Source organism: Streptomyces sp. NPDC001351 (assembly GCF_042896045.1).
Lineage (GTDB): Bacteria > Actinomycetota > Actinomycetes > Streptomycetales > Streptomycetaceae > Streptomyces.
The window spans coordinates 466,972-479,831 of sequence record NZ_JBIAWS010000003.1; the positions used below are offsets into that span (position 1 = coordinate 466,972).

A 12,860-nucleotide genomic window follows, 5' to 3' on the forward strand; every position below is an offset into this window, starting at 1 on the left:
GCGCCGCCCGCTCACGCGTGCAGCGGCAAGGCGACCGTCACCGCCGTCGGCCCGCCTTCCGGGCTGCTGACGTGCAGGGTGCCGTCGACCGTACGTACCCGTTGCAGCAGACCCGTCAGACCACTGCCCGCACCGGGCGCCGCGCCTCCGCGCCCGTCGTCGCTCACACACAGCCGCAGCAGGCCCTTCTCCTGGGTGACGCGCATGGCCGCCCGCCGGGCGCCGCTGTGCTTGATGACGTTGGTGAGCAGTTCGGCGGCGCAGAAGTAGGCGATGGTCTCGATCGCCGGTGTGGGCCGCTGCGGGACGTCGACGGCCAGCTCCACAGGTACGGTGCTGCGGGCGGCCAGCGTGGTGAGTGCGTCGGGCAGGCCGTCGTCCAGTACGGGCGGATGGATGCCGCGGGCCAGATCGCGCAGCTCGCTGAGGGCTTCGGTGGCGTTGGTGTGCGCGCTGTCGATCAGCCGGCGCAGCCGCCCGGGGTCGGCGACCGGTTCGCCCTCCGCGCCCAGCCCCTCCCTCGCCATGTCGAGGCTCATGGCCAGCGCGACGAGCCGCACCTGCGCGCCGTCGTGCAGGTCCCGCTCCAGCCGGCGCAGCAGGGCCGCGGAGTCGTCGACGGCGAGGGCGCGGGTCTCCTCCAAGTTCCGTACGCGCTGGGCGAGTTCACCCGGCCCCAGCAGCGCACGCACCAGCCAGCGGTCGACGGCGACGATGCCGCGGGTGACCCACGGCGCCGCGAGCAGCGTGACCGCACCGATCGCGGCGGCCACGAAGGTCCCCGCGAAGGTGGTGCTGTGCGGGGCGCCGCCGCCGGCCGGGACGGGTGTGATGGTCGGGATGCCTTCCCCGCCGGGGTGCGGACGCTGCCCGAAGGCGGCCCAGCGCAGCGGAGCGGACAGATCGAGCAGGCCGGTCAGCCACCACCCCACGGCATACAACTGCAAGGCGGCAACGGGCAGTTTGACCAGCACATACGCCACCGAGCGCCATCCGGTGGCGTCCCGCAACCGCGCGTCGAGCCGCGCGAAGGCCTTGCCCGTGGGCCGCAGCGCGGGCGGCACCGCCACTCGCTCGCCCAGCAGCCCCGCCGCAAGGCGACGATGCACGGCAGCAAGGACACGGGCGAGCCCGGTCGAGCCGACGACGAGCACCAGCCCGAGCACGGCACCGACGAGGGAGACGGTGAACCCGGTACCGAGGGCAAGCACAACGAGCACGAGTACGAACCCGACGAGGGCAATCGGAAACCCGACCAGACAGTAGGCGGCCTCGGCCCAGGTCCGGGCCGTGAACGGCGCCCGCAGCACGGCCCGCAGACGCGCCGCCCCCGTATGTGTGTCCTGCATGGTCCCAGTGTCCCGTCCATCTGTCCGCTGCGGTTCCGGCAGCGCCCGACAGGGGCAGGGGGGTTGAATCGATACGCGGCTCCGCCGCGATGGGGGTTCCCCCGCTCAAGCCGGTCCCCCCGCTCAAGCGAAGCCGAGAGTGGGGGAGACGACCGACAGCTGTGCGGGTGGGCTTCAGCGGATCGCGGCGGCCGCGTCCAGGATCACGTCGGCGACCCGTGCGGGCTGCTCGACCAGTACGAGGTGCCCTGCGTCGGGCACGGTGACCATCCGGACCTGCGGGCAGGCCTCCAGGCCACGCCGCTCGACGTCCGTCACGCCGATCTCGTCGTGGTCGCCGCGCACCACCCAGGCCGGGACGGCGGCCTCGCACAACCGTGGGACCAGGGTCGGATACCGGTCCAGGTATGCGTAGTAGCGCCGCACGATGCGGCGGCAGGTGGCCGGGTCGTTCCGGGCCAAGTCCGCCGCCAACGCCTCCGCCCGGTGTGCGGGCATCTCGCGTTTCATGGCCTTGGGCAGCATCTTCAGCATGCCGGTCCAGGCCGCGATGCCGAGCCCGGGCACCCGCCCGAGGATGTCCATCACGACCAGGAACTTCGCCTCGTCGCTGCGCGAGAAGGCCGGAGAGAGCAGCACCAGCGGCCCGTGGAACAGGCCCGCCGCCGCCATCTCGATCACGACGTTCGCGCCGAGGCTGTGCCCGACGGCCACATCGCAGCCCGATTCGGCGGCGAAGTCCGCCATCAGCCGGGCGTAGTGCTCCATCGTCACGTCCTCGGGCGCCGTGGTCCCGCCGAATCCGGGCATCGTGACGGCGACCAGCCCCAGTTCCGCCAGCGCCGGCTCGGCCATCACGTCCGCGTAGAACTCGGTCGAACACAGCCCGCCCGGAATCATCAGCACCCGGTGCGGCGCCTGCTCCGGCCCCGCACGGCGGACATCCCACTGCTCACTCATATTCCGAGCCTGACGCCGGACGCCGGCCCCCGCATCCGCTGCGGCGGCCGACCTCCGTCCTCCTGCCCCGCCACGGGGGTACGGCCGCTGGTCAGCGGGCGGTGACCAGCTCCTGGCCGGTGCTGCTCGGGGTGCCGGAGGTCCAGCCGACGGCGGTGGCGCGGCTGCCGGGGGCGGCACGCCCATCGGCGTGGGGACGCCGAGCCCGGCGGTCGGCGGCTCCGCTCGGGCCGGGGCGACCGACCTCTCAGGTGACCGGCGGCGTCCCGTGCGTGTGGAACGACTCGATGGTCTTCAGCCCCCAGGCCTGCCCCTTCTTCCGCTCCTCCTCGGTCCAGGTGATCAGCGGCCAGTCGGGGGCCAGGACGAGACGGGTGAGCGGGTTGCACAGCTCGATGCGGTTTCCGCCGGGCTCGTAGACGTACAGGAAGAACGTCTGCTGGATGGCGTGCTTGTGCGGGCCCGTCTCGATGAACACGCCGGAGTCGATGGCGAGATCGGCGGCGCGCAGGATGTCCTCGCGGGTGTCGGTCGCGAAGGCGATGTGATGCAGCCGCCCGGTGGAACCGGTCCAGTCCTCGGTGTAGACGACGTCGTACGACTTGTTCGTGTACGTCAGCCAACGCGCCGCGATCCGCCCGGAGTCGAGCCGGATCTGCTCGGTCGGCCGTGCCCCCAGCACGTGTTGTTGGAACTCGGCGCTGCCCAGGACGTCGGCCGCGAGGAAGTTGATGTGGTCCAGTCGCCGCACCCCGACGCCCCGGTTGGGCTTGGCCTGCGGCTGGTTCTTGAGTGCGGGCCTGAGCTCCGCGGGGGCCCGGTAGTGCTCGCTCTCCCAGTACAGGGCGTGCTCGTGGCCGTCCGGATCGGTCGTCAAGTACAGCCTGCCGAGGCCGGGTTCGTCCTCGACCCACGTGCCGGAGCCGCCCGCCCCCTCGATCGCCTTGATTCGGCGATGGAGGGCCTCCTCGCTGGAGGTGCGCAGGGCGAGCCGGCCGAGGCCGGGCTGTTCGCGGGCGGTGAGGACCAGGCTGTGGTGCTCGTAGTCGTCGAAGGTCCGCAGATAGACCGTGTCGCCCTCCTGGCCGTTGACCGTGAGGCCGAGGTAGTCGGTGAAGAAGGCGACACTGGCGTCCAGGTCCGGGGTGAACAACTGGGCGTGGCCGATGTGGGCGATGTCGCCGAGCGGCGGGGTCATCGGTGACCTCCTTCGGGGTGCGGGGGCATCGGTGCCGTCCCGGCGGAGCGTGGGAAGACGGTGCCGTCGAAGATCTTGCGAGCCGTACGGACGACGGCGGTGCGGCGGGCGGCGGGCTGACCGTCGGGACCGGTGGCGAGGCTGCTTTCGATGTCCAGGAATCCGGTGGGATGTTCGATACGGATGCGGTCACTGCCGGTATCCAGCTGTGCGAGCTGCGCGCCCACCCCGCCCTCGATCCGCAGGCCGGCGGCCACACTGGCCGCGCCGAGCACCCCGATCGACGTATGGCAGCGCACCGGGATGAAGGTTCGAGTGGAGATCGCGCCGCCGTCCCGGGGTGGGGCGAGGAGGGTGAGCTTGGGCACGGTGGTGTCCGCGACATCACCGAGGCCCATCAACCTCCCTGCTTCCAGGCGGATTTCACGCAGCCGATGGTTCGACGCGCCTTCCATGAGGGACAAGAGGCGCGGAGTACGTCGGTGTGTGAGGCGCGTCAGCGCCCGCTCGATCTCCTGGCCGGCGTCATCCTGGGCGGCGGCCTTCCCGCGTCAGGCGGCGGGGAACTCCGGTGCCGCGCCCTCGTACGCCGCCCGCAGCACGGTGAGTGCCCCGTCGGCCGTGACCTCGCGGGGGTTGGCGTAGGCCTGGCCCGCGGTCTGGGCCGCCGCCACCTCCAAGTCGCCTTCCTTCAGGCCGAGTTCGGCGAGGGAGCGGGGTGCGCCGAGGCGTCCGGCCAGCTCCCGCAGGGCGTGCGGGGCGTCGTCCGTGTCGAGGGCGCGGGCGACGGCGGCCGCCGCGTCCGGTGCCGCGGGCGCGTTGTACGCGAGGGCGTACGGCAGGACCACCGTGTGGGTCTCGGCGTGGGGCAGGCCGAAGGCGCCGCCGAGGACGTGGCACAGCTTGTGGTGCAGGCCCATGGTGGTGGCGCCGAGGCAGGAGCCGCACAGCCAGGCGCCGTACAGGGCGCGGCTGCGGGCCTCCAGGGATTCCGGGTCGGCGGCCACCTCGGGCAGGGCGCCCGCCATGGCCCGTACGCCTTCCTGGGCCATCAGGGCGATCAGGGGTGAGGTGTCGGGGGCGTACAGCGCCTCGACGGCGTGGGCGATCGCGTTGATTCCGCTGGTGACGGAGAGCGGCACCGGCAGGGAGAGGGTGAGTTCGGGGTCGTAGACGACGCTGCGGGGCAGGACGACGGGGTCGCGGCCGGTGCGTTTGGCGCCGTGTTCGGTCAGACCCCAGACCGGGGTCATCTCCGAGCCGGAGTAGGTGGAGGGCACGGCGATCAGCGGCAGGCCCGTGCGCAGGGCGATCGCCTTGCCGAGGCCGATCGAGGAGCCGCCGCCGACGGCCACGCAGCCGTCCGCGCCCGCCGCGCGGGCCGCCTCGACACCCCGGTCGGCGACCTCGACGGGCACGTGCATCCGGGCTCCGTCGTGCAATCCCGCGCAGGCGGGCCCCAGCGAGTCGGCGACCGCGCGTGCCGTCCGGGCGCCGTGGCTGCCGCACACCACGAGCAGCCGCCGCAGGCCGAGCGCCGCGGCCTCGCCGGCGGTCGCGCTCGTGGCGGCCCCGGGCCGGAAGACGACCCGCACGGGCCGGGACTCGTAGGAGAAGTCGAGGTGGTGCTTCACGCATGCTCCAGTACGAGGTCGAAGCGGGCGTGGCGGAAGGGGTTCGGGACGCCGAACTCCCGCGCCAGGGCGGAGTCATCCGTTCGGGTGAACTCCTGGACCAGGCTCGGCTTGACGGCGAACACCGCGTCGGAGTCGAGGTAGTCACTGCCCTCGACGAAGATGTGCGTGGTCACCGGTACGTGATCTTCGGCCGAGGCGATGAAGTGGATGTGCGCGGGCCGGTAGGGGTGGCGGGCGGTCGCGCGCAGCAGGTCGCCGACCGGGCCGTCGGTGGGGATCGGGTACGGGCTCGGCACGCAGGTGCGGAACCAGAAGCGGCCCTCCGCGTCCGCGGTGAACAGCCCGCGCCCGTTGCCGGGCGGCTGCACGTCCGGGCGCTGGACGTCGTAGAAGCCGTTCCCGTCGGCCTGCCAGACGTCGACGAGCGCGCCCGGCAGCGGCGTTCCGTCCCCGGACAGGACCCGGCCGCTGACCACGCAGGGTTCGCCGCCGCCCACCAGGTCGATGTTCGCGCCGGGTTCGCGGGCCGGGGACTCGGTCATGTGGAAGGGGCCGAGGACCGTCGACTCGGTGGCTCCGGCGGCCCGGTCGCCGTTGATCGTCTCGACGAGCATCGACAGGCCGAGCACGTCCGACAGGAGGATGAACTCCTGCCGGGTGTCCGTGCACATCTGCCCGGTCGCCGTGAGGAAGCCGATCGCCCGCTCCCACTCCTGCTGCGTCAGCCGGGTCTCACGGGCGAAGGCGTGGAGATGGCGGATCAGACCGGTGAGCAGTTCGCGCAGGCGCGGGTCGGTGGTGGCGTGCAGGCTGCCCACCGCCTCGTCCGTGACCGTGGTGCCGGTGGCATCGGTGGTCATGTCGGCTCCCTTCACCGCTGCGCGGGTCAGCCGAACCAGACGACGAGCCGTACGTGCTCGTCGCCGTACCTGGCCGCCAGGTCCCGCATGGCGCTCCATACCTGTGCCCAGCATCCCTCGTCCGGCGGGGCGAGCATCCGGGCCGTGAGGATCACGGGGCGGTGCGCCACGTCGTCCAGGCGCACCTCGGCGCCGGGGGGCCACTCCGGCGGCGCCAGCAGCAGGTTCCCGCCGAAGGTGTCGGCGGCCGCCGAGCGCAGGCCCGGAGTCACCCGCACGAGTTCGTCACCGTCCGGCAGGGACCGCACCGCCCAGTTCCAGGCCGGGCCGTGCGCGAGCGGGGCGTCCCAGTCGACCGCCGCGACCTCGGTCCAGGTGGCGTAGGTGTGGTCGTGCTGGTATTCGCCGATGCCCGCCTCACGTACCGCGTCGGAGATGCCGTCCGGCAGTCCGCGGGCGGCGAAGAGCGGACGTTCCACGTCCCCCGCACCGCGCACTCCGAAGAGACACTCCCAGGCGACGTAGTCCCGGGGAGGATCGAAGTCCAGCAGATCGGCCGTGAAGCGCCAGTGCCCGTCGGGCGAGCGGCTCTCGATGACACCGTCGATGTCCGTACCCACGAGGGATGACCATACGACAGTCCGGGGGGCAATCGGCCCCCGATGGCCGTCACTTGATGACGGCGTTCGCGACGACCACGACGACGCCGAGCAGCGCGTCGACCAGGCCGGTGCGCAGGGCGACGGCCCAGGAGCGGCCCGACCATCGTGCGGTGACCAGCCCCAGAGTGAACAGCAGTGCGATATTCAGGGCGAACGCCGGATCCTCCACCCCGTCCGCCGGCCACCAGCCCCAGCCCGCCCCCGCGAGGATCGCCACGGTCGGCAGCACCGCCGTGACCAGGGGCCATTCGTCGACGAGGGCACGCAGGGCGTCCCACCGGCGCTGCGGTGCGCGCTCGGCGATGTAGTGGGCGTAGCCGTGGGCAAGGGCGGAGGCGAGCGCGGTCACCAGCAGCCAGATGGCGTCGTAGCGTCGGCTGACGCGGGAGCTGTGGCCGTACTGGCTGAGTGCCGCGACCATGGAGCAGGCGAGTACGGCGCCGTAGACACCGCCGAAGAGAACGGCCTCGCGGGTGTCGTGCTGTCGTTGCCCGGGGGCGGCCGTGGTTGTCTGCGCCATGTCCTCCACGATCACCCGGCACCTGCCCGGCCGCCAGTCGCGCCCCGACGAAGTGTCCCCCACCTGGGCCGATGTCGCACACAGTGTCCAGGCACGGGCGAAGGGCGGTCTCGCTAGGGTCGGCGCATGACGCACAGTTTCGTTCTTCACATCCCCGACGCCGAGCTCGAGCCCGAGCCACTCGATCCGGAGCAGATCGTCTCCGGGAGGCCGGAGGTCACCGGGAAGGTGGTGTGGGAGTCGGCGGACGGCCGTCAGCTCCGCGGGATCTGGCAGATCACGCCCGGCGTCGTCACCGACACGGAGGCGGACGAGCTGTTCGTGGTGATCAGCGGGTCGGCGACCATCGAGGTCGAGGGCGGGCCGACGCTGACGGTGGGGCCCGGGGACATGGCCGTCCTGCGTGCGGGCGACCGTACGACGTGGACGGTGCACGAGACGCTGCGGAAGGCCTACGCCATCACTGTGTGAGCGGGGCCGCCGTCGTGCCGCGGATCTCCAACGTCGGTGCGGTCAGGTGCAGTCGGCCGACTCCCCCGGGGTGTTCGAATCGGTCCAGGAGACAGCGGGCGGCGCGGCGGCCGACCTCGTGGCTGCCGTTGTCGACCGTGGTCAGCCAGACGTGGCGCAGGCGGGCGATGCTCGTGTTGTCGTAACCGACGACGGACACGTCCTGCGGGACGCGCAGGCCCAGTTCCTCGGCCGCCGAGAGGGCGCCGACGGAGGCGATGTCGTTGACGGCGAAGAGGGCGGTGGGCCGGTCCGGGCGGCTGAGCAGCCGTACGGTGCTGCGGTAGCCGCCCTCCTCGGTCATGTCACCCGCCTCCACCAGGGCCTGGTCCGCGAGGCCGTGTGCCCGCATCGTCGCCTCGAAGCTGCGGCGGCGCAGTTCGCCGACGGCGCCGTAGCCCGCGATGTGCGCGATGCGGCGGTGGCCGAGGCCGATGAGGTGCTCGGTGACCAGGCGGGCGCCCCGCTCGTCGTCGCCCGCCACCACGTCCACGCCCGCCGGGGCCGGTTCGCGGGCGCCCGCGACGACGACCGGGATCCGCTCGGCGGCCGTGCCGAGGGCGGCCGGGTCGGGCAGGGTGCCGACGACGACCAGGCCGTCCACCCGCAGGTCGAGGAGCGGGTCGGCGGGGTCCTGGCCGGTGCGGCGGTTGAGGCGGGCGTCCGCGAGGAGCATGCGCAGTCCGTTGTCGTGCAGCAGTGAGTTGAGGCCGTCGAGCAGATCGACGAACCAGGGGTTGCGCAGGTCGTTGAGGAGCACGCCGACCGTGCGGGTGCGCTGCTCGCTGAGGCTGCGCGCGGCGGCGTTGGGCCGGTAGCCGAGTTCGCGCACCGCCCGCAGCACGGCCTCCCGTTTCTCGGGCCGCACCTGCTCGGAGCCGCGCAGCACGAGCGAGACCAGCGACTTGGACACGCCGGCCTGTTCGGCCACGTCGCGGATGGTCGGCTGCTTCATGCCCTGGACCGTTCCATGGGCCGGTGCGGCTTGTCAAAGGGTCCGGGGAGGGTTGACAGCTGCTGAGCGGGAGCTTCAGGGTGGCCTGGACAGATTGTGGACCGGTCCAAAGAGGGGCTGTCATGGTGGATTCGCTCGGTGTCGCCGTCGTCGGGTTCGGCTGGATGGGCCGGGTGCACACCCAGGCGTACGCCCGCGTCCTGCACCACTACCCGCGGCTGGGACTGCGCCCGCAGCTGATCACGGTCGCCGAGGAGGTGCCCGGACGGGCCGAGGAGGCGGCCGCGCAGTTCGGGTTCGCCTCGACGACCCGGGACTGGCGTGATGTCGTCGGGGACCCGCGGATCCAGGCCGTCAGCATCACCGCGCCGAACTTCCTGCACCGGGAGATCGGCGTCGCCATGGCGGAGGCCGGCAAGCACATCTGGATCGAGAAGCCGGTCGGCCTGAGCGCGGCGGACGCCCGAGCGGTCGCCGACGCGGTGGCCACGGCAGGGGTCCAGGGCGCCGTCGGCTTCAACTACCGCAACGCGCCCGCCGTCGAGGCCGCCCGCGAACTGATCGCCTCCGGCGCCATCGGCACCGTCACCCATGTCCGCGTCCGCCTCTTCAGCGACTACGCCGCCCACCCCGAGTCCGCGCTGACCTGGCGCTATGAGAAGGAGCGCGGCGGCAGCGGCGTCCTGGGCGACCTCGCCTCGCACGGCGCGGACCTCGCCCGGTATCTGCTGGGCGACATCGAGGCGCTGACCGCCGACACGGCCGTGTTCATCCCCCAGCGGGCCCGGCCCACCGGCGCCACCGCCGGCCACACCCGCGCCACCGGCGGCGAGCTCGGGCCCGTCGAGAACGAGGACTACGTGAGCTGCCTGCTGCGCTTCGCCTCCGGCGCCCGCGGGGTGCTGGAGGCCTGCCGGGTCTCGGTCGGCGAGCAGAACAACTACGGCTTCGAGGTGCACGGCACCCGCGGGGCGGTCTTCTGGGACTTCCGGCGCATGAACGAGCTGGGCGTCAGCCGCGGCACGAGCTACCAGGACCAGCCGGTCAGCACGGTGTACGTCGGCCCGGGCGACGGCGAGTTCGCGGCCTTCCAGCCCGGCGCGGCGAACGCCATGGGCATGGACGACCTGAAGGTGATCGAGGCCCACCGCTTTCTGCGCTCCATCGCGGAGGGCAAGCCGCAGGGGGCCACGCTCCCGGACGCGGTGCACAGCGCCGCCGTACTGGAGGCGATGGCGCGGTCGGTCGAGAGCGGCTCCTGGGTCAGCCTTCGGGCATAGCGGAGGCCAGCGACTCCACGCCCTTGGCCAGGGCGTCGACGACGTGCCGCGGGGGTGTGTCCGGCACTCCCGGGGCCCCTCGCCTGCGCAGGGTCCTGGCCGCGAGCGGGAGCTCCACCTGGACTCCGCCCCGGCGGGTCAGGTTCACCGGGTTCCTGGAGTGCAGGCCGCGCAGCTTCACGGGGATCTCGTCGAGGTCGGTGACCGGGGTGAACTCCGGCCGCAGGGCGTCGAGTCCGCCGGCGACGAGACGGGCCGCCCGCCGGTTGCCGCCGCCGAGGAAGATGGCCCGTGGCGTCGCGGTCCTGTTGTGGCCGTGCAGGGAGACCGTGAGCGCCACCCGGGACAGGAAGTCCCGCAGCAGCGTGCAGTGTGCGACCGCCATGCGCGGGGAGGGGATGTGCACCGGATCGGGCACGCCCGGCTGGGTGAAGACCAGGCTGGTGGCCCCGCACCGCTCGGCCACCGCCCGCGCCAACTCGGCCGTGCCGCCTTCGTTGCTGCCGTGCAGGGCCAGCAGTCCCAGCTCGCCGCCCGTGGTGAGCGTGGCGAGCAGGCGCACGCCCTCGATCTCCACGTGTTCGCTGCTCGTCGTCACCCGGCTCCTCGGTTCGTCGCCTGCGGGGGCATGTTGTACGGCGTGACCACCTGGATCGCCGACGGCAGCGTAGGCCCCGCGGGCGGCAGGGCGCCGTGGGCGCGCATCACGGTGTGGCAGGCCTCGCGCATGTCCTGGCGCAGGTCGTGGTGGAGGACGGCGGACAGACGGTGCTCGCGCAGCAGCCGGGTGTTGTCGTGGTCGAGGTCGTGCACGACGAACACCGCGCACTCGCGGCCCAGGTCCTCGAAGGCGCGCAGGGTGGCGTTGTTGCCGCCGCCGATCGAGTAGACGGCGCGGATGTCCGGGTCGCGTTCGAGGGCGGCGCGGACCAGGTCGTACTGGGTGGCGTCCAGGCCGTGGCCCTCGGCGATCTCGACCAGGGTGCGGTCGGGGTGACGGCTGCGCATGGCGCTGCGGAAGCCCATCTCGCGCTCCTCCTCGTTGCGGAAGAAGCCGCTGCTGAGGCTGGTGAGCACATTGCCGGGGCGCTCGCCCAGCCACTGGCCCATGAGGTACGCGGCGGTCGCGCCGGCGGCCCGGTTGTCGATGCCGACGTAGGCGAGGCGGGCGGTGGCGGGCAGGTCGGTGACCAGGGTGACGACGGGGATGCCGGCCGCCACGAGGCGGCCGACGGCAGCCGTCACCTCGGGCACGTCCGGGGCCTTGAGGATCACGCCCTGCGAGCCGCGGCGGGCGATCCGGTCCAGCGTCCTCGTCAGCTCCGCCACCGGGCCGGTCTCGCGGAAGTGGAAGCGCGAGCGCACGACGGCCGGGTGCAGGGACGGCAGCTCCGCCTCCAGGGCGGCGCGCACGGCGGTGGAGAACCGCTCCGGCGTCTGCATCACTATGTCGATCATGAAGGTGCGGCCGACGAGCCGGACCTGGGTGCGCTGCCGGTCCAGGTCGGCGATGGCCTGCTGGACCTCCCGCGCGGTGCTCTCCCGGACGCCGCCCCTGCCGTTGAGGACCCGGTCGACGGTGGCCTCGCTCAGGCCCGCCTGACGTGCGATCTCCCGGATCGGGAAGGGATGGCCCACCGCAGGCTCCTCTCGCCGGCTTGAGGGGTTTTTGATGGCTGCCTGCTGGTTGTTCGACGGGTTTGTACTGACAAGAATGACAGGGCTGAGTCGCCCCTGTCACCGAGAGGACGCCGATGTCCTTCACCGCCGTACACCACCGTGCCTGGCTCTCCGAGCAGGACTGCGACCTCGACTCGTTCCGTGCCCTCGTCGAGCGGACGGCCGACCCCGCCGACTACCCGCACGCCTCGTCGGTGGAGCGGAACGTCCTGCTGTACGACGCCGAGCGCGTCCTCGCCGCCGGGCGCCGCGAGATCCAGGAGGAGCTCGTCAGGGCCCTCACGGACGGGCCCGGCGTGGCGGTGTTCCGGGGCGCGTTCCCCGATCACGCGGTGGTCGACCGGGCCACCGAGGTGTTCGACGCGCTGATCCGCGAGCAGTACGCGGCGGGCACGACGGCCGGCGACCACTTCGCCAAGCCCGGCGCCAACGAGCGGGTGTGGAACGCGCTGGAGAAGGCGGCCCTCTACGACCCGGCGGCGTTCGCCGACTACTACGCCAACCCGGTTCTCGCTCTGGTCTGCGAGGCCTGGCTCGGCCCCGGCTACCAGGTGACCTCCCAGGTCAACGTGGTCAACCCGGGCGGCCTCGCGCAGACCGCGCACCGCGACTACCACCTCGGCTTCCTCTCCGACGCGAGGGCCGCGGCCTATCCGGCGCACGTCCACCGCCTCACCCCCGTGCTCACCCTGCAGGGCGCCGTCGCGCACTGCGACATGCCGGTGGAGTCGGGGCCGACGCTGTACCTGCCGTTCTCGCAGGCGTACGAGCCGGGCTATCTGGCGTGGCGGCGGCCGGAGTTCCAGGCGTACTTCAAGGAGCACCACGTCCAGCTGCCGCTCGCCAAGGGCGACGCCGCCTTCTTCAACCCGGCGCTGTTCCACGCCGCCGGGACCAACCGCACCACGGACGTGCGGCGCATGGCCAACCTGCTGCAGGTGTCCTCGGCCTTCGGCCGGGCCATGGAGAGCGTGGACCGGGAGGCGGTGACGAACGCGGTCTACCCGGTGCTGCTGCGGCGCAGGGCGGACGGCGCGGACGAGGCCTGGCTGGAGAACGTGATCGCCGCGAGCGCCGAGGGCTACCCCTTCCCCACCAACCTCGACAGCGATCCGCCGGCCTGTGGCCTGGCCCCGCCCTCGCAGGGGGATCTGGTACGCCGGGCGCTGCGCGAGGGCCGGCTGCCGCGGGTTCTGCGGGACGAGCTGCGGGCAAGCGCCGAACGCCGCACCAGCTGACGCGAGCCGAA

General features: G+C 72.7%; 13 protein-coding genes and 1 pseudogene. 3 read left to right on the forward strand and 11 right to left on the reverse strand.

The genetic code is table 11. From position 1 onward, the window contains the following. Positions 1–11: 11 nt before the first annotated feature. From ACFY1U_RS12455 to ACFY1U_RS12490, 8 genes and pseudogenes are all read right to left on the reverse strand, one after another. A complete protein-coding gene (locus ACFY1U_RS12455) occupies positions 12–1,349 on the reverse strand; it encodes a sensor histidine kinase (RefSeq protein WP_390694083.1) in 1,338 nt (445 codons plus the stop codon). Between the two features lie 174 nt (positions 1,350–1,523). Continuing rightward, positions 1,524–2,309: an alpha/beta fold hydrolase gene (locus ACFY1U_RS12460; RefSeq protein WP_390694084.1), complete on the reverse strand. Its 786-nt coding sequence runs from the start codon at positions 2,307–2,309 to the stop codon at positions 1,524–1,526. Positions 2,310–2,556: 247 nt separating this feature from the next. Then, positions 2,557–3,507 carry a catechol 2,3-dioxygenase gene (locus tag ACFY1U_RS12465; protein WP_390694085.1) on the reverse strand — a complete coding sequence of 317 codons (951 nt, stop codon included), beginning with the start codon at positions 3,505–3,507 and terminating at the stop codon, positions 2,557–2,559. After that, positions 3,504–3,941, reverse strand: a pseudogene (locus ACFY1U_RS12470) (PrpF domain-containing protein); the annotation flags it as partial. The gene ACFY1U_RS12465 and the pseudogene ACFY1U_RS12470, both read right to left, overlap by 4 nt. A gap of 117 nt (positions 3,942–4,058) precedes the next feature. After that, entirely contained in the window at positions 4,059–5,141 is a 1,083-nt protein-coding gene (locus tag ACFY1U_RS12475; protein WP_390694086.1) for a maleylacetate reductase, read from the reverse strand. Beyond that, positions 5,138–6,004 (reverse strand): intradiol ring-cleavage dioxygenase, encoded by an 867-nt coding sequence (locus tag ACFY1U_RS12480; RefSeq protein WP_390694087.1) that lies wholly within the window; start codon positions 6,002–6,004, stop codon positions 5,138–5,140. The genes ACFY1U_RS12475 and ACFY1U_RS12480 overlap by 4 nt, the downstream gene beginning before the upstream one ends. 26 nt (positions 6,005–6,030) lie before the next feature. Beyond that, positions 6,031–6,624, reverse strand: a complete 594-nt coding sequence (locus tag ACFY1U_RS12485; RefSeq protein ID WP_390694089.1) for a hypothetical protein — start codon at positions 6,622–6,624, stop codon at positions 6,031–6,033. 49 nt (positions 6,625–6,673) lie between these two features. Then, a complete protein-coding gene (locus ACFY1U_RS12490) occupies positions 6,674–7,186 on the reverse strand; it encodes a hypothetical protein (protein ID WP_390694090.1) in 513 nt (170 codons plus the stop codon). 126 nt (positions 7,187–7,312) lie between these two features. Here ACFY1U_RS12490 and ACFY1U_RS12495 point away from each other — a divergent pair, with 126 nt between their 5' ends. Next, positions 7,313–7,657, forward strand: coding sequence for a cupin domain-containing protein (locus ACFY1U_RS12495; RefSeq protein WP_390694091.1), 345 nt, complete (start codon positions 7,313–7,315; stop codon positions 7,655–7,657). Here the strand turns inward: ACFY1U_RS12495 and ACFY1U_RS12500 are convergent. Further along, entirely contained in the window at positions 7,647–8,651 is a 1,005-nt protein-coding gene (locus ACFY1U_RS12500; RefSeq protein ID WP_390694092.1) for a LacI family DNA-binding transcriptional regulator, read from the reverse strand. The genes ACFY1U_RS12495 and ACFY1U_RS12500 overlap by 11 nt on opposite strands. A gap of 122 nt (positions 8,652–8,773) precedes the next feature. Here ACFY1U_RS12500 and ACFY1U_RS12505 point away from each other — a divergent pair, with 122 nt between their 5' ends. After that, the gene (locus ACFY1U_RS12505; protein ID WP_390694094.1) at positions 8,774–9,931 is read left to right on the forward strand and encodes a Gfo/Idh/MocA family protein; all 1,158 of its coding nucleotides are present in this window, start codon (positions 8,774–8,776) and stop codon (positions 9,929–9,931) included. Here ACFY1U_RS12505 and ACFY1U_RS12510 read toward each other — a convergent pair. Further along, complete coding sequence (locus tag ACFY1U_RS12510; protein ID WP_390694095.1) at positions 9,915–10,529, reverse strand: poly-gamma-glutamate hydrolase family protein; 615 nt, start codon at positions 10,527–10,529, stop codon at positions 9,915–9,917. The two genes, ACFY1U_RS12505 and ACFY1U_RS12510, sit on opposite strands and share 17 nt — an antisense overlap. After that, positions 10,526–11,569 carry a LacI family DNA-binding transcriptional regulator gene (locus tag ACFY1U_RS12515; RefSeq protein ID WP_390694096.1) on the reverse strand — a complete coding sequence of 348 codons (1,044 nt, stop codon included), beginning with the start codon at positions 11,567–11,569 and terminating at the stop codon, positions 10,526–10,528. Before ACFY1U_RS12515 ends, ACFY1U_RS12510 begins: the two co-directional genes overlap by 4 nt. Positions 11,570–11,685: 116 nt before the next feature. On the opposite strand from ACFY1U_RS12515, the gene ACFY1U_RS12520 reads away from it, so the two are divergent. Further along, positions 11,686–12,849, forward strand: coding sequence for a phytanoyl-CoA dioxygenase family protein (locus ACFY1U_RS12520; RefSeq protein WP_390694097.1), 1,164 nt, complete (start codon positions 11,686–11,688; stop codon positions 12,847–12,849). The last annotated feature ends 11 nt before the right edge of the window (positions 12,850–12,860 follow it).